Annotated in this window: 16 protein-coding genes; 12 read left to right on the top strand and 4 right to left on the bottom strand. The window is 63.2% G+C overall.

Translation table 11 applies throughout. The features are described from left to right. Nucleotides 1–155: 155 nt before the first annotated feature. From DNK10_RS02745 to DNK10_RS02730, 4 genes are all read left to right on the top strand, one after another. Nucleotides 156–1,799 (top strand): DUF2300 domain-containing protein, encoded by a 1,644-nt coding sequence (locus DNK10_RS02745; RefSeq protein ID WP_244216203.1) that lies wholly within the window; start codon nucleotides 156–158, stop codon nucleotides 1,797–1,799. Nucleotides 1,800–1,803: 4 nt separating this feature from the next. Further along, the gene (locus tag DNK10_RS02740) at nucleotides 1,804–2,598 is read left to right on the top strand and encodes a YfaP family protein (protein ID WP_423228043.1); all 795 of its coding nucleotides are present in this window, start codon (nucleotides 1,804–1,806) and stop codon (nucleotides 2,596–2,598) included. A gap of 510 nt (nucleotides 2,599–3,108) precedes the next feature. After that, nucleotides 3,109–4,242 (top strand): HPP family protein, encoded by a 1,134-nt coding sequence (locus DNK10_RS02735; protein ID WP_131190478.1) that lies wholly within the window; start codon nucleotides 3,109–3,111, stop codon nucleotides 4,240–4,242. 89 nt (nucleotides 4,243–4,331) lie between these two features. Then, on the top strand, nucleotides 4,332–5,192 hold the full coding sequence (locus DNK10_RS02730) for a LysR family transcriptional regulator (protein WP_131178690.1): 861 nt from the start codon (nucleotides 4,332–4,334) through the stop codon (nucleotides 5,190–5,192). 124 nt (nucleotides 5,193–5,316) lie between these two features. Here DNK10_RS02730 and DNK10_RS02725 read toward each other — a convergent pair whose 3' ends face one another. From DNK10_RS02725 to gatC, 4 genes are all read right to left on the bottom strand, one after another. After that, the gene (locus tag DNK10_RS02725; RefSeq protein ID WP_131178691.1) at nucleotides 5,317–5,691 is read right to left on the bottom strand and encodes a septal ring lytic transglycosylase RlpA family protein; all 375 of its coding nucleotides are present in this window, start codon (nucleotides 5,689–5,691) and stop codon (nucleotides 5,317–5,319) included. Between the two features lie 365 nt (nucleotides 5,692–6,056). Then, nucleotides 6,057–7,505 carry an Asp-tRNA(Asn)/Glu-tRNA(Gln) amidotransferase subunit GatB gene (gatB, locus tag DNK10_RS02720; RefSeq protein WP_131190477.1) on the bottom strand — a complete coding sequence of 483 codons (1,449 nt, stop codon included), beginning with the start codon at nucleotides 7,503–7,505 and terminating at the stop codon, nucleotides 6,057–6,059. Nucleotides 7,506–7,615: 110 nt separating this feature from the next. After that, on the bottom strand, nucleotides 7,616–9,067 hold the full coding sequence (gene gatA / locus DNK10_RS02715) for an Asp-tRNA(Asn)/Glu-tRNA(Gln) amidotransferase subunit GatA (protein WP_131190476.1): 1,452 nt from the start codon (nucleotides 9,065–9,067) through the stop codon (nucleotides 7,616–7,618). A 15-nt stretch (nucleotides 9,068–9,082) separates the two neighbouring features. Then, nucleotides 9,083–9,370: an Asp-tRNA(Asn)/Glu-tRNA(Gln) amidotransferase subunit GatC gene (gene gatC / locus DNK10_RS02710; protein ID WP_131178694.1), complete on the bottom strand. Its 288-nt coding sequence runs from the start codon at nucleotides 9,368–9,370 to the stop codon at nucleotides 9,083–9,085. A 329-nt stretch (nucleotides 9,371–9,699) separates the two neighbouring features. Between gatC and mreB the strand changes: the two genes are divergently transcribed. The 8 genes from mreB to tldD all read left to right on the top strand — a co-directional run bounded on the left by mreB (nucleotide 9,700) and on the right by tldD (nucleotide 20,640). Then, a complete protein-coding gene (gene mreB / locus DNK10_RS02705) occupies nucleotides 9,700–10,737 on the top strand; it encodes a rod shape-determining protein MreB (protein WP_042554791.1) in 1,038 nt (345 codons plus the stop codon). Between the two features lie 36 nt (nucleotides 10,738–10,773). Beyond that, nucleotides 10,774–11,802 carry a rod shape-determining protein MreC gene (gene mreC, locus DNK10_RS02700; protein ID WP_242674618.1) on the top strand — a complete coding sequence of 343 codons (1,029 nt, stop codon included), beginning with the start codon at nucleotides 10,774–10,776 and terminating at the stop codon, nucleotides 11,800–11,802. Beyond that, a complete protein-coding gene (gene mreD / locus DNK10_RS02695) occupies nucleotides 11,799–12,287 on the top strand; it encodes a rod shape-determining protein MreD (RefSeq protein ID WP_131178695.1) in 489 nt (162 codons plus the stop codon). The genes mreC and mreD overlap by 4 nt, the downstream gene beginning before the upstream one ends. Nucleotides 12,288–12,322: 35 nt before the next feature. Continuing rightward, nucleotides 12,323–12,904, top strand: a complete 582-nt coding sequence (locus DNK10_RS02690; protein WP_131190475.1) for a Maf family protein — start codon at nucleotides 12,323–12,325, stop codon at nucleotides 12,902–12,904. A 95-nt stretch (nucleotides 12,905–12,999) separates the two neighbouring features. Beyond that, nucleotides 13,000–14,457 carry a ribonuclease G gene (gene rng, locus DNK10_RS02685; RefSeq protein ID WP_131178697.1) on the top strand — a complete coding sequence of 486 codons (1,458 nt, stop codon included), beginning with the start codon at nucleotides 13,000–13,002 and terminating at the stop codon, nucleotides 14,455–14,457. A 31-nt stretch (nucleotides 14,458–14,488) separates the two neighbouring features. After that, complete coding sequence (locus DNK10_RS02680; RefSeq protein WP_131190474.1) at nucleotides 14,489–18,316, top strand: YhdP family protein; 3,828 nt, start codon at nucleotides 14,489–14,491, stop codon at nucleotides 18,314–18,316. Between the two features lie 30 nt (nucleotides 18,317–18,346). Further along, complete coding sequence (locus DNK10_RS02675; protein WP_131178699.1) at nucleotides 18,347–19,201, top strand: carbon-nitrogen hydrolase family protein; 855 nt, start codon at nucleotides 18,347–18,349, stop codon at nucleotides 19,199–19,201. Next, on the top strand, nucleotides 19,198–20,640 hold the full coding sequence (tldD, locus tag DNK10_RS02670; protein ID WP_131178700.1) for a metalloprotease TldD: 1,443 nt from the start codon (nucleotides 19,198–19,200) through the stop codon (nucleotides 20,638–20,640). The genes DNK10_RS02675 and tldD overlap by 4 nt, the downstream gene beginning before the upstream one ends. Nucleotides 20,641–20,658 lie beyond the last annotated feature (18 nt).

Below are 20,658 nucleotides of genomic sequence, written 5' to 3'. Positions count from 1 at the left end.
GCCATCGCGGCGTTAAAAATAGGCTCAAAATGCTCATGTACTACTCGTACAGTCGAGCGCGACCCCGGTCGCTTTTTCGCCTGTTTTTGCGGGGCCGCCATCGGTATTGCGCTGGCTGCCTCGCTCACGTTTTTCAACGGCCTGCTAAGCGCTTCATCTTCGCTTCGCTGGCGCTGCTGTCCGCTTTCTCGGGGCTGGCAACCGCAACCGAGGCGCCGCTGTCGCTGGCCTGGCAAACGGCTGGCGGCAACGAGCTGTTGCGTCTGGATCGGCAGCGGGTGATTGGCCGCGAGCCATTGCCCGACACATTGCAGGCCCCACTGGGCAGTTTGTGGAAGCTGTTCGTCTATGCCTATCTGGTAGACAACAAACAGCCGGACGCCGGCTATCAGTGTCGCGGCCAGAACAAGGATGAGGTGTACTGCTGCGATCCAGGCGAGCGTATCGAGCGTGATCGCGCCCTGGTGCAGTCCTGCGGTCTGTACTTCGAGCAGAGCAATCTGCAGTTGGATAACAGCGATTGGTCGCATTACTGGCAGGCTCGTCAGGCACCGCTATGGATCGCCGACCGTCAGCAACTGGCGCCGCAGACCCCTGTGCCGGTTCATCAACTGCTCGACCAGCTCGCTCACCTGCCTGCGCAGCAGGAAGCGCGCAAGGTCTTGCTGGACGTGACCCTGAACAGCGCCGAGGGCATGGCGGCGAGTGCCCTGGGCGGACGCCTGCGGGTGAAGACCTGGAGCTGGCTGGCTGATGGCGATCCCCAGGCGCGCCAGGGTGGTTTCGCTGGTTGGCTGGTCGATGGCACGCCGCTGTGGGCTGGTGGTTCGGGCACCAGCATGATGGTGCTCAAACAGCATGCCGAGATGCTCGGTGAGGTGTTGCCGACGCCTTGGCCGAGCGATGCCGGTCGTTGCGTGGAAGTGCGTTTGTTCGCTCGCTACCCGGTACGCCAGTTGCGCCGTGCAGGCAGTGAGAAACCGGTGGAGCCGGGGGCTCTGAACGGCCAGTACGAGGTCGAGTTCAGCAATGGCAATCGTCTGCCTATCGAAAGTAGCGGCGAGCTCTTTCTGGAGCGAGTGGGCGAGGGGCTGCAGCTCACGGCACATCTGCCGCGTGAGGACTATGTCGCCCGCGTGCTGGATCGCGAAGCCTCGGCGCAACCGGCTGAAGCAGCCAAGGCGCTGGCGGTGAGCATCCGCACCTACCTGCTGCAGAACGCCGGGCGTCGTGGCGAATGCCTGACCATCGACGACAGCAGCGTCAACCAGCGGGTGGCACCGCGTCCGGCCAGCCAGGGGGCACGGGATATCGCCGCGTGGACGGCCGATCTGGTACTGGCCGGTACAGCTGTCACTTATCACAGCAACCAGCCCGGCCCCGATCGTCTGGCCTGGTCGCAAGCGATCGAGCAGGCGGGTACCGGTCTGCGTTACGACGCCATCCTGGCGCGCGCCTTCCCGCGCGCCACGCTGAGCCGCTGGGACAAACCCGTGGTTGCCTGTCAGCCGCTGCCTGCGGCCGAGCAGTGGCTGCGCAAGCAACGCCGCGACTGGCGCCAGCGCCTGGATGCCGAGCCCGGCTACGAGGAAATCCAGCAGTTCGCCGTGTGCCAGTTGGCGTCCGGCCGGCCCTATGTGGATCGCGAGCGCCAGCGCATTTACGTGCGCGGCTTCTTTTCCCTGCAGGATCGCCTCGACCTGACCCACGAATACCTGCACCTGGCGTTTGCCGCCCACCCCAATGGACAGGACGAGACCTATGTCGAAGGTCTCGCCCGCACCCTGTTACTGGAATGACAGCATGACTCCGATGATCCCCCTGCTTGCCTCTCTGGCCCTGCTGCCGTTGTCGGCGCTGGCCGATGTGCAACTCGACACACCACGCAGCGGCTGGCGTGAGGGTGGCGCCGACGGCGCGCGCTTCATGCAGCAGGTCAATTACCCGGCCTCATCGGTCAACAGCGCCGCCAATCAGGCCGAGACCGCACGGATCAAGGGCGCGATCAGCACGCTGGAGAAGGGCGGCAAGGCGCCGGGTCGGCTGGTGGTCAACGGTGTCAGCATGCCGCTGAAGATCGCCGAGGACGGCAGCTTCGACCGGCCCTTCGTGTTCTCCGCGGGCAGCAACAACGTCGAGGTGCGCAGCCCGGATGGCGGGCAGCGCCGCCGCGTGCAGTTCTACAACAGTGGCGGCGGCGAAACCCCGGCGCGCCTGCGTGTGGTGCTGTCATGGGATAGCGACAACACCGATCTCGACCTGCACCTGGTGACACCCGATGGCGGCCACGTCTGGTACGGCGGTCGCTCCCTGGCCAACGGCGCCGCCCTGGATGTCGACGTGACCACCGGCTACGGCCCGGAAATGATCGCCACCCCGACACCGCTCAAGGGCCAGTATCTGGTTTACGTCAATTACTACGGCGGCGGTTACAGCTATAACGAGGATGGCGAGAGCTCCGCTCAGCAGATTCTCACCACCGGGCAGATCACGGTGATCAGCGAGGAGGGTACGGTCGACGAAAAGCAGGAAAGCTTCCTTGTACCGATGCGCACTCCGGGCGAGCTGACGCTGGTGAAAAGCTTCAGCTACCCCTGAGAACCTGTTCATGATCTTTCGACGAACCCCCATATGCAATGACAGCAAAGTGGCGTAAGCGGACGGTCGTAGGATGGGTGAAACCCATCGGAAATTGATGGGTTTCACCCATCCTACGGGCTGTAGAACGTAGCCTGGATTAGCCGCAGGCGTAATCCGGGGCCGAAGGCCGTGATCCATGGTTCAACGCGGGTCACCGACCGGCTGCTCCCGCCTTATTGCCGTCGATCCATAGGGGTACGGGTTCCCAGGTACACAAAGATCATGAACAGGCTCTGAGGCTTGAAACTGCTCCTTTAATATCAAAAAAACCTTATATATCCTTCATTATTATTCGTTTGATGAAGTTGTCGTCGTTCGTCACACTCCATTTGTCCGAATCGGTTTCTCTGCTGAGGCGGACGCAAACAGACGATTACATTATCCAAGGATGGATACTCCTGTCGGCCGCCATTGGCGGTACCCAGCGAGCCTTTCGTTTGAAAGGCTCGCTTCTTTTTGACGATATCGATGAAGTCCCCAGCGTATTTTTCTCAATGGCTGTCTGCCTTCCTGCCTGACGCCCTGCATACCCGCCCCCGTGAATGGAGCCGTGCCGCGCTCGGCGCCGCTACGGGCTTTCTGTTCAGTACCTGGGTGTGCAGCCAACTGTTCGGCCTGCACATGGCGGTGCATTTTTCCGGCCCCCTGGCGGCTTCGGCCGTGTTGCTGTTCGCCGTCTCCTCGGGTGCGCTGGCGCAGCCCTGGTCGATTCTCGGCAGTTATCTGTGTGCCTGCGCGGTCGCGCTGACGGTCAGTCATTTTATCGACCACAGCCTGGTGGGCGCCGCCTTGGCGCTTGGCCTGAGCCTGCTGCTGATGTGCCCGTTGCGCTGCCTGCATCCGCCGGGTGGCGCCATCGCCTTTTGCATGGTGTTCGCCACACCGCTGCCGGGCGACCCCGTCTGGCAACCGGCACTGGCGGCCATGACCGCCGGTGTTGCACTGATGGCCTGCGCCCTGCTCTACAACAACCTGACGCGGGTGCCTTACCCACGTCCGCATCCGGGCTCGATCACCCTGCACCACACCCATGATCCACTGCCCAGCGAACGAACAGGGATCAATACCGATGACCTCGATCACGCGCTGGACGAACTGGGCTCCTTCGTCGATATCACCCGTGAGGATCTTGAGCTGATCGTGCGCAGCACCGAGAAGCATGCCCTGCGCCGCAGCATGGGTGACATTCGCGCTGGGCAGATGATGTCCCGCGATCTGGTCTACGCCACACCCGAAACTCCCGTTGCCAAGGGCCTGTACCTGCTCACTCATCATCAGCTCAAGGCGTTGCCGATTCTCGACAGGGACAAGCAACTGGTCGGCATCGTCAGCCTGGTGGATCTGGTCAGCGCCGTACGTTCCAACAGCTTCAACCTGCGCGCGATGCTCGGTCTGGAAAAGAAGCAGGTACTTGGCGAGTTGATGAGTTCGCCCGTGCAGTCGGTGGAGGTCGATGCCCATGTCGTCGACCTGATCGCGCTGCTCTCGGACGAGGGCCTGCATTGCTTGCCGGTTCTGGATAACGGTGCTCTGGTCGGAGTGATCACCCAGACCGATCTGGTGGCGGCGCTGCATCGCGATCTGCTCACACGTCTCAACTGAAACATCGAATGATCGGCCTGACACCCTTACACTGGGCGCCGGATCAATCTTGAGGAGTTGCCAGCACCCATGACGCTGGCCCAGTGACGATGGATATCGACCTTACCCGCACCTTTCTGGAAATCGTCCGCAGTGGCAGCTTCATCGCCGCCGCCGAACGCATGCACGTCACCCAGACGGCCATTACCGCACGTATCCAGAAGCTCGAAAGCCACCTCGGCAGCACGCTGTTCGTGCGTAACCGTGCGGGCGCGCGACTGACGGCCGATGGCGAGGCCTTCGTCACTTATGCCAACCAGATCCAGCAGACCTGGGAGGCCGCGCAGCGCGACCTGCCATTGCCGGATGGTTATCACAACGTCATCCACATTGGCGGCGAAGTCAGCCTGTGCAACCCGCTGATGCTGCACTGGGTGAGCGCGATTCGCCAATCCATCGACGGCTACGCGGTGCGCGCGCAGATCGGTGATGGCGCCGGCCTGCTGCGCCAGCTGGAGCTCGGCGTGCTGGATGCAGCGCTGGTTTACCAGCCCACCTATTGGGCGGGCATGCAGGTCGAGCAGATCCTCGAAGAGAAGCTGATCCTGGTGAAGGCGGCGAACCCGGAGCCTTACGTTTACATCGACTGGGGCGACAGCTTCCGCGCGCAACACGACCGCGCCTTGCCGGACAAGGCCAGGGCGCCGGTGTCCTTCAATCTCGGGCCGCTGGCCCTGCAGTACATCCTCGAACATGGCGGCTCGGGGTATTTCCGTACGCGAGTGGTGCAGAGCTATCTGGACAGCAAGGTGCTCAAGCGCGTGGCCAAGGCGCCTGAGTTCAGCTATCCAACCTATCTGGTCTATTCCCGCGAACGCGATTCGGCGGCCCTGCAGCAGAGCTTCGCGCTGCTGCGCGAGATCGCCGCTCAGGATGCCGACTGGTCGCAGCGCTGGGATCCGGCGATCTGAGCGGATTCTGTGATATCTGTGGGAGCCGCGACCTCGCGGCGAATATCTCTGGCAGCGCTGATATCACGGAACGATCACTATCATTTCGCGCCGGGGCGACGCTCCTACGCACTAGTGGCTGTTCTCACTTCAGGTTTTCGATTCTGACTGACACCACGCCGGAGCGAATCATGTCCAGCGCTTCGGCGGCCTTGTGCGAAACATCGATGATGCGCCCGCGAGTGAAGGGGCCGCGGTCGTTGATGCGCACCACCACGCTACGGTTGTTGTTCAGGTTGGTGACCTTGACCCGCGTGCCGAAGGGCAGGGTACGGTGCGCTGCGGTCAGGTCGTTCTGGTTGAAGCGTTCGCCGCTGGCGGTCTTGTTGCCATGGTGTGCCTTGCCGTAATACGAAGCCTTGCCTTCGGCCCGATAATCGCCGGGTACGCCGCCAAAGGGCAGGCCATTACAGCCAGCGAGCAGGCTGAACAGGATCAGCAGAACCGATAATCGACGCATTACTTCTCTCTCTTGGAACCTGTTCGCGACCTGCTACGCGCTGCCTGCAGATGTTTCATTACGGCCATGAAAAGGCGGTAGCGGCCGTTCGTAGGGTGGACGACGCTTCACCTGCGCGGCCCGACCCGTCCACCGCTCCGCAATCGCAATGGTGGATGAAAAAAGCGTCATCCACCCTACGCGAAGCCCGTAGGATGGGTGAAACCCATCAATTGTCGATGGGTTGCACCTGCGCCGCCCGACCCATGCTACGACCGTCCGCTTACGCCTTGTCGCGCCTCACCGACCGGTTCCTGGCATGGGCTCATGAGCAGGCCTTCTGCCAGACACAAAAACGCCGGGAATCCCCGGCGTTTTCAAATCGCTCAGCCTTCGAGCTTTTTCTTCAGCAGTTCGTTCACTTGCCCCGGATTGGCCTTGCCTTTGGAGGCTTTCATGGCCTGGCCGACGAAGAAGCCGAACATCTTGCCGCGCTTGGCTTCGTCGCTGGCGCGGTACTGTTCGACCTGCTCGGCGTTGGCCACCAGCACGTCGTCGAGCATTTTCTCGATGGCACCGGAGTCGGTGACCTGCTTGAGGCCTTTCTTGTCGATGACTTCGTCAGCCGTCGCGCCTTCGCCGGCAGCCAGGGCTTCGAAGACCATCTTGGCGATCTTGCCGCTGATGGTGTTGTCCTTGATGCGCAGGATCATGCCGCCCAACTGCTCGGCGGAAACCGGCGACTGGTCGATCTCCAGGTTGTCCTTGTTGAGCAGGCTGGACAGTTCGCCCATCACCCAGTTGGCGGACAGCTTGGCATCGCCGCAGGTCTTCTCGACCACCTCGAAGTAGTCGGCCAGTTCACGGCTCGCCGAGAGTACGCTGGCGTCGTAGGTGGACAGGCCGAACTGGCTCTCGAAGCGTTCGCGCTTCTGCGGCGGCAGCTCAGGCAACTGGCCGCGCAATTCGTCGAGGAAGCTCTGCTCGATCACTACCGGCAGCAGATCGGGGCAGGGGAAGTAGCGGTAGTCGTTGGCTTCTTCCTTGCTGCGCATGGAACGGGTCTGATCCTTGTTCGGGTCGTACAGGCGGGTTTCCTGCACCACCTTGCCGCCGTCTTCGATCAGCTCGATCTGGCGCTGCACTTCATGGTTGATGGCTTTCTCGATGAAGCGGAACGAGTTGACGTTCTTGATCTCGGCACGGGTGCCGAACTCGGCCTGGCCCTTGGGGCGCACCGAGACGTTGCAGTCGCAGCGCAGCGAGCCTTCGGCCATGTTGCCGTCGCAGATGCCGAGGTAACGCACCAGTGCGTGGATCGCCTTGACGTAGGCCACCGCCTCCTTGGCGCTACGGATATCCGGCTCGGAGACGATCTCCAGCAGCGGTGTGCCCGCACGGTTCAGGTCGATGCCGCTCATGCCCTGGAAGTCTTCGTGCAGGCTCTTGCCGGCGTCTTCTTCCAGGTGCGCGCGGGTGATGCCGATACGCTTGACGGTGCCGTCTTCCAGGGTGATGTCGAGGAAGCCCTTGCCAACGATGGGGTGATCCATCTGGCTGGTCTGGTAGCCCTTCGGCAAGTCCGGGTAGAAGTAGTTCTTGCGGGCGAAGACGTTGCGCTCGGCGATCTCGGCATCGATGGCCAGGCCGAACTGGCAGGCCATGCGCACCGCCTGTTCATTGAGCACCGGCAGGGTGCCGGGCATGCCGAGGTCGACCAGGCTGGCCTGGGTGTTGGGCTCGGCGCCGAAGGTGGTGGCGCTGGCCGAGAAAATCTTCGATTGGGTGCTGAGCTGAGCGTGGATCTCGAGCCCGATTACCGTTTCCCATTGCATCTGTAGTGTTCCTCGATCCTGTATGGCGTGCTGCCTTTGCCCTCACTCGGCGCTTCGCGCCACCCTCTCCCGTAGGGAGAGGGGGATGGGCTGCATGGCTACGCCATGACTTAGAAGCTTTTGGGTGCTTGTTTATGCCAGTCGCTGACCTGCTGGTACTGGTGTGCGACGTTCAGCAGGCGGCCTTCCTGGAAGTAGTTGCCGAGCAACTGCACGCCGACCGGCAGGCCGTCGACGAAGCCCGCAGGCATCGACAGACCCGGGATACCGGCGAGGTTGGCGGTGATGGTGTAGATGTCTTCCAGGTAGGCCGAGACCGGATCCGCGTTCTTCTCGCCAAGCTTCCAGGCCAGGTTCGGCGTGGTTGGGCCGAGAATCACGTCTACATCCTTGAAGGCCGCGACGAAGTCGTTCTTGATCAGGCGGCGGATCTTCTGCGCCTTGAGGTAGTAGGCGTCGTAGTAGCCGGCGGACAGCGCGTAGGTGCCGACCATGATGCGGCGTTTGACCTCGGCGCCGAAGCCTTCCTCACGGGAGCGCTTGTACAGATCCTGCAGATCCTTGGGATTCTCGCAGCGATAACCGAAGCGCACGCCGTCGAAGCGCGACAGGTTGGAGCTGGCTTCGGCCGGTGCGATCACGTAATAGGCCGGAATCGCGTGCTGCAGGTTTGGCAGGCTGATGTCCTTGACGGTGGCGCCGAGCTTCTTAAGTTCCTCGACCACGGCGATGATCTTCTCGCCGATGCGGGCGTCGAGACCCGCGCCGAAGTATTCCTTCGGCAGACCGATACGCAGGCCGGCCAGGGGTTGGGCGAGGGCTGCGAGGTAGTTGTCCACCGGCTGATCGACGCTGGTCGAATCCTTGGGATCGAAACCGGCAATGGCGCCGAGCAGCAGGGCGCAGTCTTCGGCGGTGCGCGCCAGCGGGCCGCCCTGATCGAGGCTGGAAGCATAGGCGATCATGCCCCAGCGCGAGACGCGGCCGTAGGTCGGCTTGATGCCGGTGAGATTGGTCAGTGCCGCCGGCTGGCGGATCGAGCCGCCGGTGTCGGTGCCGGTGGCAGCCGGTAGCAGGCGTGCGGCAACGGCTGCGGCCGAGCCGCCCGAGGAGCCACCAGGCACGCGGGTCAGATCCCAGGGGTTCTTGACCGGGCCGTAGTGGCTGGATTCGTTGGCCGAGCCCATGGCGAACTCGTCCATATTCAGCTTGCCCAGGCTGACGGTGCCGGCGCTGGCCAGCTTCTCGACCACGGTGGCGTCATAGGGCGCCTTGAAGCCGGTGAGGATCTTCGAGCCGCAACTGGTCAGCACGCCCTGGGTGCAGAACAGATCCTTGTGGGCGATCGGCGCGCCGAGCAAGGCATTGTTTTCGCCAGCAGAGCGGCGGGCATCGGCAGCCTTGGCCTGTTCGAGGGCGAGGTCGGCGGTGACGGTGATGAAGCTGTTGAGCTGTGGATCGAGCTGCTCGATGCGAGTCAGCAGGGTCTGGGTCAGCTCGGCGGAGGAGAATTGCTTGTCGGCGAGTGCGCGGGCGATCTCGGCCAGGGTCAATTGATGCATGGCGTGGCGCTTTCCTTACTCGATGACTTTGGGAACCAGGTACAGACCGCTTTCCACCGCCGGAGCGATAGCCTGGTAGGCTTCGCGCTGGTTCACTTCGGTGACCACGTCTGCACGCAGGCGCTGGGTGGTTTCCAGCGGATGCGCCAGTGGCTCGATGCCGTCGGTGTCGACCGCTTGCATGCGGTCGATCAGGCCGAGGATGCTGTTGAGGGTTGCGGTAGTATGTGGCAATTCGCCTTCACTCAAGCCCAGTCGGGCCAGGTGTGCGATCTTTTCCACCTCGGAGCGTTCAAGCGCCATCGGGTTCTCCCTATAAAGGCTGGCCGCTATCGGGCCGCCAGTGAAAATATGAGCAGGTGCCGTGCACGGAGGGCAGGGAACGGATGTGTCTGGCCCGCGGTCAAAGGCGGCGCTGTATGGCTCGGGGCATATGCTGGTCGCGCATGACAGTTTTTGTCACTATCACCACCATTGTACGAATATGCCTCAAAGCCGCGGAAAAACAGGCAATCTAACATATTGGTGCCTTGCTCAAAATCCCTGCCGTTGTTAGAGTTTGCCGCACTTTTTTACCTGCGTGTTTTCTTGCGCTGTATCTTTACCCACGCGTTGCCTAGGGTCCCTATCCCATGTTCAAAAAACTGCGTGGCATGTTTTCCAGCGATCTCTCGATTGACCTGGGCACTGCCAATACCCTTATTTATGTTCGCGAGCGCGGCATCGTCCTGAACGAGCCGTCGGTCGTCGCCATCCGTACCCATGGCAATCAGAAAAGTGTTGTAGCCGTCGGCACCGACGCCAAGCGCATGCTCGGTCGGACGCCAGGCAATATCGCCGCCATCCGCCCGATGAAGGATGGCGTGATCGCCGACTTCAGCGTCTGTGAAAAGATGCTGCAGTACTTCATCAACAAGGTTCACGAAAACAGCTTCCTGCAGCCGTCGCCGCGTGTGCTGATCTGCGTACCGTGCAAATCGACTCAGGTCGAGCGTCGCGCGATTCGTGAATCCGCACTGGGCGCTGGTGCCCGTGAGGTGTTCCTGATCGAAGAGCCGATGGCCGCCGCCATCGGTGCCGGCCTGCCGGTCGAGGAAGCCCGCGGTTCGATGGTCGTCGATATCGGTGGCGGTACCACTGAAATCGCACTGATCTCCCTGAACGGTGTGGTTTACGCCGAATCCGTACGGGTTGGTGGCGATCGTTTCGACGAAGCCATCATCACCTACGTGCGCCGCAACTACGGCAGCCTGATCGGCGAGTCCACGGCCGAGCGCATCAAGCAGGAAATCGGTACCGCCTACCCAGGTGGCGAGCTGCGTGAAGTCGACGTCCGTGGCCGTAACCTGGCCGAAGGCGTGCCGCGCAGTTTCACCCTCAACTCCAATGAGGTGCTCGAGGCTCTGCAGGAATCCCTGGCGACCATCGTTCAGGCGGTCAAGAGCGCCCTGGAGCAATCGCCTCCGGAGCTGGCTTCGGATATCGCCGAGCGCGGCCTTGTGCTGACCGGTGGCGGCGCGCTGCTGCGTGACCTGGACAAGCTGTTGTCCCAGGAAACCGGCCTGCCGGTGATCGTTGCCGAAGACCCGCTGACCTGCGTCGCCCGTGGCGGCGGCAAGGCGCTGGAAATGATGGATCGCCACACCATGGATCTGTTGTCCACCGAATAAGCCGCACGCCTTCCGCTGCAGCAGCCTGGATGCCGCATGCAGCTCCGGGCAGGCTGCCGCGAGGTAAATGCCATAAAGCCGCTATTCGCCAAAGGTCCTTCGCTCGGTGTACGCCTGTTGGTGTTCGCCGTGCTGTCGGCTGTGCTGATGGTCGTCGACGCGCGCATGACCGCCTTGCAGTCGGTGCGCAGCCAGCTCGGCCTGATCGTCGAGCCGGTGTACTGGCTTGGCCGCTTCCCGGTAACCCTGTGGGAAAGCGCGACCCAGGAATTCAGCTCACGCAGTGAGCTGGCGGCCGAGAACGAGAAGCTCAAGGCCGAGCAGTTGATGATGCAGCGCCGCCTGCAGAAGCTGGCTGCGCTGACCGAGCAGAACGTGCGTCTGCGCGAGCTGCTCAACTCTTCTGCATTGGTCGACGATGAGGTGCTGGCCACCGAACTGATCGGCATAGACCCCAACCCCTTCACTCACCGCATTCTCATCGACAAGGGCGAGAAGGACGGTGTGGTGCTCGGTCAGCCGGTGCTCGATGCTCGCGGTCTGATGGGGCAGGTGGTCGAGGTGATGCCTTACACTTCGCGTGTACTGCTGCTCACCGATACCACCCACAGCATTCCGGTACAGGTCAACCGCAATGGCCTGCGCGCCATCGCCAGCGGCACGGGTAATCCGGAACGCCTGGAGCTGCGCCATGTTGCCGACACCGCCGACATCAAGGAAGGCGATCTGCTGGTCAGCTCCGGACTGGGGCAGCGCTTCCCGGCGGGTTATCCAGTGGCCACGGTGACTGAGGTGGTGCATGACTCCGGTCAGCCCTTCGCCATCGTGCGCGCCGTACCGACCGCCAATCTCAATCGCACCCGTTACATGCTGCTGGTGTTCACCGACCCGCGAACGCCGGAGCAGCGCGCCACCGAGTCGGCCGAGGCGCAGGAAGAAGTCGATCGCCAGGCTCTCGAGCAGCCCGGTGGCGAAACACCTGATGCCGATACACCACCTGCTGACGCGCCTGTAACGGATAATCCGGCCACGGCTCCCGCCGGTGGTGAGGAGGCCAGCCAATGATCGCCGTTCGTTCGAACAATGTCTGGGTCATATGGGTCAGCATGGCACTGGCGCTGCTGCTCAGTGTTTCCACCCTGCCGCGCTTCATGGAAATCGGTCGCCCGCTGTGGCTGGCGCTGTTTCTCACCTACTGGGTGCTGGCAGTGCCGCATCGCGTCGGGATGACCACTGCCTGGTGCGTCGGCCTCCTGGCGGATGTGCTCAACGGCACCTTGCTGGGGCAGAACGCGCTGATCCTCACGCTGATCACCTTTCTGGTGCTGAGCCTGCATCAGCGTTTGCGCATGTTCCCCATGTGGCAGCAGAGCATGGTGTTGCTGGTGGTGTTCGGCGTCGCGCAACTGGTGCAGTTGTGGCTCAACGCGCTGACCGGCAGCCGTCCGCCAACCATGGCGTTCGTGCTTCCTGCGCTGGTCAGTGCCTTGCTCTGGCCGTGGATCTGTACGTTGCTGCGTGCCGTGCATCGTCGCCTGGGTGTCAACTGAAACCGCGCTGCGGCGCCTGATTGCGAGACGTCTGCATGCCAACGCTTTACCTGGCCTCCGCTTCTCCGCGCCGCAGTGAACTGCTGACGCAGATCGGCGTTCCTTTCATCACCCGGATCGTGCCCATCGACGAAACGCCGCAGGCCGGCGAAGCCCCGGCTACCTACGTCGAGCGTTTGGCGCGGGCCAAGGCCGAGGCTGTGCTGAACACCCAGCCTGAGCGCGATGGTGTGGTGGTGCTCGGCTCCGACACCGCCGTGGTGCTCGATGGCCGCATCCTCGGCAAACCCGTCGACCGTGCCGACGCCTTGGCCACGCTCGGCGCGCTGTCCGGGCGCGAGCATCAGGTGCTGACCGCCGTCGCTCTGGCCAGCGAAGAGCGGGTTGCCACGCGGGTGGTGACCAGTACGGTGCGCTTCAAGACGCTCAGCCAGACACAGATCGAAGCGTATTGGGATACCGGAGAACCGCGCGACAAGGCAGGCAGTTATGGTATTCAGGGTCTGGCGGCGGTCTTCGTCAGCCAGATGCAGGGCAGTTATTCAGCGGTAGTCGGCCTGCCGTTGTGCGAGACTGCCGAGCTGCTCGCGGAATTCGCGATTCCGTGCTGGCAATGACTGCCAGCGCATAACCCAGAGGTTGCAGGCCGCGATGGTCGGGCTCAACTGAGCCTGCCGCTGCTTTCAGCTTCATCTCAAGCAGAGATGGGCGCATGAGTGAAGAGATTCTGATCAACATCACGCCGATGGAATCGCGCGTGGCGGTGGTGGAAAACGGTGTTCTGCAGGAGGTACACGTCGAGCGCACCCAGCGCCGCGGCATCGTCGGCAACATCTACAAAGGCAAAGTGGTGCGCGTGCTGCCTGGCATGCAGGCGGCTTTCGTCGATATCGGCCTGGAGCGGGCGGCGTTCATTCATGCGTCGGAAATCTCCAGCCGTGAAGGCAGCGCGGTGGAAACCATCAGCGCGCTGGTGCATGAAGGCCAGAGCCTGACGGTGCAGGTCACCAAGGATCCCATCGGCAGCAAGGGCGCGCGCCTGACCACTCAGCTGTCGATCCCCTCGCGCTACCTGGTGTACATGCCGCGCACCAGCCATGTCGGCATTTCCCTGAAGATCGAAGACGAAGGCGAGCGCGAGCGCCTCAAGCAGGTGGTGGCCGATTGCGTCGCCGCCGAAGGCATCGAGGAAGCCGGTGGCTTCATCCTGCGTACCGCCGCCGAGGGCGCGCGGGCCGACGAGATTCTGGTCGATATCCGTTACCTGCGCCGCTTGTGGGATCAGATCGGCGAACAGATGAAGACCGCGCCCACGCCGTCGGTGATCTACGAAGACCTCAGCCTGGCCCTGCGCACCCTGCGCGATCTGGTTGGCCCGCGCAGCGAGAAGATCCGCGTCGACTCGCGGGAGACCTTCCAGAAGATCACCCAGTTCGTCGCCGAACTGATGCCGGAAATCGCCGACCGCCTCGAACATTACCCCGGCGAACGGCCGATCTTCGATCTGCACGGCATCGAGGACGAAATCCAGAAGGCCCTGGAGCGCAAGGTGCCGCTCAAGTCCGGTGGTTACCTGATCATCGACCCGGCCGAGGCGATGAGCACCATCGACGTCAATACCGGCGCCTTCGTCGGTCATCGCACGCTCGAAGAAACCATCTTCAAGACCAACCTCGAGGCGGCCACCGCCATCGCCCGGCAACTGCGCCTGCGTAACCTCGGCGGGATCATCATCATCGATTTCATCGACATGGAAGACGAAGAGCATCAGCGCCAGGTGCTGCGTACCCTGGAAAAGCAGCTGGAGCGCGATCACGCCAAGACCAACATCATCGGCATCACCGAGCTCGGCCTGGTGCAGATGACCCGCAAACGCACCCGCGAAAGCCTCGAACAGGTGCTGTGCGAGCCGTGCAGCCACTGCCAGGGCCGTGGCAAGCTGAAGACTGCGGAAACCACCTGCTACGAGATCTTCCGCGAGATACTCCGCGAGGCCCGCGCCTATCAGCCCGAAGGCTACCGCGTGTTGGCCAACCAGAAGGTGGTCGACCGCCTGCTCGACGAGGAGTCGGGCAATGTCGCCGATCTCGAAGCATTCATTGGGCGAACCATCAAGTTCCAGGTCGAAACCATGTACTCCCAGGAACAATACGATGTGGTGCTGCTATAACGAGACCCGGCCGGGCCGGGATGTGAACTGAATGGAGCGACAGGGGCTGGCGTTCGTCGCACTGTTGCGCTGGAGTCTGGGGCTGTGTGCGCTGGGCTTGGTGTTGGCCGCCTTTTACGTGAGCCTTGGCCGTCAGTTGGTGCCTTTGCTCGCCGAGTACCGGGAAGAAGCTGAAGCTCGCGCCACCGAAGCGCTGGGCATGCCGGTCGGCATCGGCGCGCTGGAAGGGCACTGGAGCGGCTTCTCGCCGTTGTTGACGGTGCGCGACCTGCACCTTGGCGAAGGTGAGCAGGGGCTGGTCCTTCAACAGGTGCGTGTGGTTCCCGATCTGCTTGGCAGTCTGATGGCCTGGCAACCCCGCATTGCCGAGTTGCAGCTCGACGGCGTGAGCCTGACGCTGCGTGAGGACGAGCAGGGCGCCTGGAGCGTGGAAGGCCTGCCGCAGCGGCAGGATCAGCCGCCGCTGGATATCGCCAAGGTGCTGCGCCAGTCGCAGATGGTCAGCCGTATCTCGCTGTTCGATAGCCAGATGAGCATTCAGGCGCACGATCGGAAACCGCTTGAGCTCACTGCCATCAACCTGAGCCTGAGCAATGGCAGCACCCGCCAGCGTCTGGATGCCCGCGTGCAGTTGCCGGACGGCAAGCCACTGGCCCTGCAACTGCGTACCCGTATTCAAGCCGAACATTGGCAGGATGCGCGCGCCGAGTTCTATCTCAGCGCACCGCAAAGCGATTGGGCGTCCTGGCTGCCACCGGCGTTGACCCGCGAGTGGCACCTTGAGCACCTGCAGCTGGGTGGTGAGGTGTGGGGGCTCTGGGACAAGCGCAACCTGCAGCGGGCCGTTACCCGTCTGCATGCTCCACAGCTGGCAGGGCATTATGGCGAACGCGAGGCCGTGGCGCTCGAGGATCTGTCCCTGAATGCCTATTTCGAGCGCAAGGATGACGATTTCGACCTGTTGCTCGACGACTTCGCCTTCAGCCGTGACGACAACCGTTGGGGCGGAGCGCGTATCGCCCTCGGCCATCAGGCGGCCAGCGGTGACGAGTCCCAGCGCTGGAGCCTGAGCGCCGATCGCCTGGATGTCGCCCCCCTGGTGCCGCTGGTGGAAGGTCTGGCGCCGATGCCGGAAAGTGCCCTGGAATTGCTGCAGACGCTCAAGCCCCATGGCGCCTTGCGCAACCTGAATGTCAGTTTTCGCCCAGAATTCGAAGGGCCGGAGCGCCTGCAGTTCTCGGCGAACCTGGAGCGCGTCGGTTTTTCCGCCTGGCATGCCTCGCCGGCCGTGGAGAACGGCAGCGGCAGCATCACCGGTGATCTCGGCCAGGGCGAGCTGAAGGTCGACAGCGAAGACTTCTCCCTGCACCTCACCACGCTGTTCCCCAAAGCCTGGGAGTATCAGCAGGCCAAGGGCCGGCTGACCTGGACGCTCAACGATGAAGGCTTCACCCTGCGTGCGCCTTACCTGCAGGTCGTGGGCGAAGAGGGCAAGATCGCCGGCGACTTCCTGATCCGCATGCTCAAGGATCCGGAGCGTGAGGACTATATGGATCTGCGTGTCGGGATGCGTGACGGCGATGCGCGCTTCACCGAGAAATACCTGCCGACACCGGTGCTCAGCCCGGCGCTCGACGAGTGGCTGAAAACCGCGATTCGCGGTGGCAAGGTCGATGAAGGCTATTTCCAGTATCAGGGCTCGATCAATCGCGACCCGGATCCCGCTGTGCGCAGTATCAGCCTGTTCTTCGCCGTGCAGGATGCCGAGCTGGCCTTCCAGCCCGGCTGGCCAGCGTTGCACGATGCCCGTGGCCAGGTGCTGATCGAGGACAGTGGGGTTCGTGTGCGCGTTTCGGAAGGGCGCATTCTCGACAGCCAGGTGCGTGAGGCCTACGCCGATATCGCCCATGTCGATACCGGTGAAACGCCGCACCTCAAGCTCAAGGGCAAGCTGCAGAGCAGTGTCGGCGACGGTTTGAAGATCCTTCAGGAGACGCCACTGGGTGTCGCCGACATCTTCGACGGCTGGAAGGGCGCGGGGGCACTGAATGGCGCTCTGGATCTGGATATCCCGCTGCACAAGGGCGAGCAGGCGAAGGTGATCGTCGACTTCAGTGCCGACAAGGCCTCGCTGAGCATCCGCGAACCGGCGCTGGAACTGAGTGACGTGACGGGTGATTTTCGCTACGACACCAGCAAGGGCCTTAGCGCGCCGTCGATCACCGCCCGCGCGCTGGGCCATGCGGTACGCGGCAAGGCCGTCGCCGACGGCCGGCCCGGCCAGGCCCGCAGCCGCATCGAGGCCAACGGGATCATTCCCCTGGGCAACCTGACCGGCTGGCTGGGCGTGAAGCAGCCGCTGCCGGCCCAGGGCAGCCTGCCGTATCGCCTGCGTCTGAGCCTTGAGGGTTCGCAGAGCCAGCTACGTGTCGATTCCAACCTCAAGGGCCTGAGCATCGGGCTGCCAGCGCCGTTCGGCAAAACGGCCAGCGAGGAGCGCTACGCCGATTGGCGCATGAGTTTCGGCGGGCGCGAACAGCGTTACTGGCTGGATTACGCCGACGTGGCCAGCTTCACTCTGGCCGCGCCGCCTGGGCAGTTCAATCAGAGCCGTGGTGAGCTGCGTCTGGGCGATGGGCCAGCGATCCTGCCGGCCGCTCGTGGCATACGGATTCGCGGTCGGGTCGCGCAAGTGAATCTGGCGGCCTGGCAGAGCGTTGCCAAGACTTACGAGCAAACGCCTCGTGAAGGTGCCCAACAGCTGTTCACCGATGCCGAGCTGCGTATTGGTCGTTTCGAGGGGCTGGGGCAAACGCTCGAGGATCTCGATGTGGGCTTCCGGCCCATTGACGGCGGCTGGTCGCTGAGCATGGACAGCGCCCTGGCCAAGGGCCGTGTCGATCTGTTCGAAGCGGCTGCTCGACCGATCATCGCCAACCTGGAATATGTGCGCCTGCCGGCGATCAAACCGAAAACCGAGGATGAGCCGGAGCCTGAGACTCCGGATCCGCTGGCCGATTTCGATCCACGGCAGATTCCGGCGCTTGATCTGCACATCGCCCACGTATTCCAGGGCGACGACGATATGGGGGCCTGGTCGCTCAAGGCGCGGCCGGATGCTCAGGGCGTGCGGTTCAGCGATCTGGATATCAACCTCAAGGGGTTGCATCTCGGCGGCGCCATTGGTTGGCAGGGTGTCCCGGGGCAGACGCGCAGCTGGTACAAGGGCCGTATGCAGGGCGAAAAACTCTCCGAGGTTTTGAAAGCCTGGGGCTACGCGCCGTCGGCTACCAGCGAGAGCTTCCGCCTGGATGCCGATGGGCATTGGCCAGGCTCGCCGGTCTGGTTCAGCCTCAAACGCTACTCGGGTAGCCTGGATGCGTCGCTGCGCAAGGGGCAGTTCGTTGAGGTGCAGGGCTCGGCCTCGGCGCTGCGGGTCTTTGGCCTGCTCAACTTCAACTCCATCGGCCGCCGTTTGCGTCTGGACTTCTCCGATCTGCTCGGCAAGGGCCTGAGCTATGACCGTGTGAAAGGCAATCTGAGTGCAACCGATGGCGTGTTCGTGACGAAGGAACCGATCACCATGACCGGTCCGTCGAGCAATCTGGAGTTGAACGGCACCCTGAACATGATCGACCAGGGCATCGATGCCAAGCTGCTGGTGACCCTGCCGGTCACCAACAACCTGCCTCTCGCGGCGTTGATCGTCGGTGCGCCGGCCATTGGCGGTGCGCTGTTCCTCGCCGACAAACTGCTGGGTGACCGTGTGGCGCGCTTCGCCAGCGTGCAATACGACGTGAAGGGCACTTTGCACGACCCGCAACTGACGTTCGACAAACCTTTCGAGAAACCCAACTGACGTGTCGTCATTCCTGACAGAGGAACCGTGATGTCTTTCGCCGTGATCCAGATGGTCAGCCAGGACGATATCGCCGCCAATCTGCTGCAGGCCCGGCGCTTGCTGGAGCAGGCCGCCGCAGCCGGTGCCCGGCTGGCGGTACTGCCGGAGAACTTCTCTGCCCTCGGGCGGCGCGATGCCGCCGACCTGGGGCGCCTGGAAGCCAGTGGCGAGGGCCCGGTGCTGCCCTGGTTGAAACGCACCGCACGTGACCTCAGGTTATGGATAGTGGCCGGCACCTTGCCGTTGCCGCCGGACGACCAACCCCGCGGCAAGCCGAGGGCCTGCTCGCTGCTGATCGACGAACAGGGTGAAACCGTCGCCCGCTACGACAAGCTGCACCTGTTCGATGTGGATGTCAGCGACAGTCGTGGCCGTTATCGCGAGTCGGACGACTACGCCCACGGCGAACAGCTGGTGGTCGCCGATACGCCCGTTGGGCGTCTGGGTTTGACCGTATGCTACGACCTGCGCTTTCCTGAGCTCTATGGCGCGTTGCGTGAAGCGGGGGCCGAACTGATCAGTGCGCCGTCGGCGTTCACCCGGGTCACCGGTGCGGCCCACTGGGACGTGCTGATCCGTGCCCGCGCCATCGAAACCCAGTGTTACCTGTTGGCGGCGGCTCAGGGCGGCGTTCATCCGGGTGGTCGAGAAACCTATGGCCACACGGCCATCATCGATCCCTGGGGGCGTAAGCTGGTAGAACGTGCGGATGGCGAAGCGGCCTTGCTGGCCGAGCGCGATGGCGTCGAGCAAGCCTCGATCCGCGAGCGCATGCCGGTAGTGCGACACAAACGATTTTTCGCTGCGGCCGAACCGCGGCAGCCTGATGTGGAGACGTTATGAGCGACATGTTGTTGACCGTCAGCGAGCAGATGCTGAGCCCCGGCGGTCTGACCCTGGAGCATCTGCCGGGCGTACTCGGCGAATTGGCCGGCCCCGGCATCGATGCCGCCGATCTGTACTTCCAGACCCAGGTGTCCGAAACCTGGGTGCTGGAAGATGGCATCGTCAAGGAAGGCAGTTTCAACCTCGACCAGGGCGTCGGCGTGCGCGCCCAGTCCGGAGAGAAGACCGGCTTCGCCTACAGCAATGCGATTACCCCCGAGGCGCTGAGCCAGGCCGCCCGTGCCGCGCGCTCGATTGCCCGCGCCGGGCAGCAGGGGCGCGTGCAGGCGTTTGCCGCGACCCAGGTGACGCCACTGTATGCGCCGGAGAATCCGCTGGACGTGATCGATCGCGCCCAGAAGGTCGAGCTGCTCAAGCGTGTCGACCAGGCCACCCGTGCTCTGGATTCGCGGATCAAGCAGGTGACGGTGAGTCTCGCCGGTGTCTGGGATCGCATATTGGTCGCCGCCACTGACGGCAGCCTGGGCGCCGATATCCGTCCGCTGGTGCGCTTCAACGTCAGCGTGATCGTCGAGCACAACGGTCGCCGTGAACGCGGGGGCCATGGCGGTGGCGGGCGTACGAATTACAGCTATTTCCTCAATGAGGATCGCGCCATGGGCTATGCCCGTGAAGCCCTGCGTCAGGCTCTGGTCAACCTCGAGGCGATTGCCGCGCCGGCGGGCACCTTGCCGGTGGTCATGGGCGCTGGCTGGTCGGGCGTGCTGCTGCACGAGGCGGTCGGCCATGGCCTGGAAGGCGACTTCAATCGCAAGGGCAGCTCCAACTACAGCGGCAAGATCGGCCAGCAGGTGGCGTCCAAGCTGTGCACCATCGTCGATGACGGTACCCTGGCGGAGCGCCGCGGCTCACTGAGCATGGACGACGAAGGCACACCTACCCAGTGCACCACGCTGATCGAGAATGGCGTGCTCAAGGGGTACATGCAGGACAAACTCAACGCCCGTCTGATGGGCGTGGCACGTACCGGCAATGGTCGCCGCGAGTCTTACGCGCACCTGCCGATGCCACGCATGACCAACACCTACATGCTGGCCGGGGAGAGCGACCCCGAGGAAATCATCCGTTCGGTGAAGAAGGGCATCTACTGCGCCAATCTGGGCGGTGGTCAGGTCGACATCACCAGCGGCAAGTTCGTGTTCTCCACCAGCGAGGCGTACCTGATCGAGGATGGCAAGATCACCGCGCCGGTCAAGGGCGCGACCCTGATCGGCAATGGCCCCGAGGCCATGAGCAAGGTGTCGATGGTCGGTAACGACCTGGCGCTGGACAGCGGCGTCGGCACTTGTGGCAAGGATGGTCAGTCGGTGCCGGTCGGCGTTGGCCAGCCGACCCTGAAGATCGATGCGATCACGGTCGGCGGTACCGGAGCCTGAGGATTTGGGCCGGGAGTG

It is taken from the genome of Phytopseudomonas daroniae (genome assembly GCF_004327275.1).
Classification (GTDB): Bacteria; Pseudomonadota; Gammaproteobacteria; order Pseudomonadales; family Pseudomonadaceae; genus Aquipseudomonas; species Aquipseudomonas daroniae.
Note: the sequence above shows the minus strand (reverse complement) of the source record. Positions and strands in the feature narration are given on the sequence as shown.

What these genes read in the sequence shown, in the direction of transcription:
- DNK10_RS02740 (WP_423228043.1), top strand. Translation starts at nt 1,804, where the DNA reads ATGACTCCGATGATCCCCCTGCTTGCCTCTCTGGCCCTGCTGCCGTTG.
- DNK10_RS02735 (WP_131190478.1), top strand. Translation starts at nt 3,109, where the DNA reads ATGAAGTCCCCAGCGTATTTTTCTCAATGGCTGTCTGCCTTCCTGCCT.
- DNK10_RS02730 (WP_131178690.1), top strand. Translation starts at nt 4,332, where the DNA reads ATGGATATCGACCTTACCCGCACCTTTCTGGAAATCGTCCGCAGTGGC.
- DNK10_RS02725 (WP_131178691.1), bottom strand. Translation starts at nt 5,691, where the DNA reads ATGCGTCGATTATCGGTTCTGCTGATCCTGTTCAGCCTGCTCGCTGGC.
- gatB (WP_131190477.1), bottom strand. Translation starts at nt 7,505, where the DNA reads ATGCAATGGGAAACGGTAATCGGGCTCGAGATCCACGCTCAGCTCAGC.
- gatA (WP_131190476.1), bottom strand. Translation starts at nt 9,067, where the DNA reads ATGCATCAATTGACCCTGGCCGAGATCGCCCGCGCACTCGCCGACAAG.
- gatC (WP_131178694.1), bottom strand. Translation starts at nt 9,370, where the DNA reads ATGGCGCTTGAACGCTCCGAGGTGGAAAAGATCGCACACCTGGCCCGA.
- mreB (WP_042554791.1), top strand. Translation starts at nt 9,700, where the DNA reads ATGTTCAAAAAACTGCGTGGCATGTTTTCCAGCGATCTCTCGATTGAC.
- mreC (WP_242674618.1), top strand. Translation starts at nt 10,774, where the DNA reads ATGCAGCTCCGGGCAGGCTGCCGCGAGGTAAATGCCATAAAGCCGCTA.
- mreD (WP_131178695.1), top strand. Translation starts at nt 11,799, where the DNA reads ATGATCGCCGTTCGTTCGAACAATGTCTGGGTCATATGGGTCAGCATG.
- DNK10_RS02690 (WP_131190475.1), top strand. Translation starts at nt 12,323, where the DNA reads ATGCCAACGCTTTACCTGGCCTCCGCTTCTCCGCGCCGCAGTGAACTG.
- rng (WP_131178697.1), top strand. Translation starts at nt 13,000, where the DNA reads ATGAGTGAAGAGATTCTGATCAACATCACGCCGATGGAATCGCGCGTG.
- DNK10_RS02680 (WP_131190474.1), top strand. Translation starts at nt 14,489, where the DNA reads ATGGAGCGACAGGGGCTGGCGTTCGTCGCACTGTTGCGCTGGAGTCTG.
- DNK10_RS02675 (WP_131178699.1), top strand. Translation starts at nt 18,347, where the DNA reads ATGTCTTTCGCCGTGATCCAGATGGTCAGCCAGGACGATATCGCCGCC.
- tldD (WP_131178700.1), top strand. Translation starts at nt 19,198, where the DNA reads ATGAGCGACATGTTGTTGACCGTCAGCGAGCAGATGCTGAGCCCCGGC.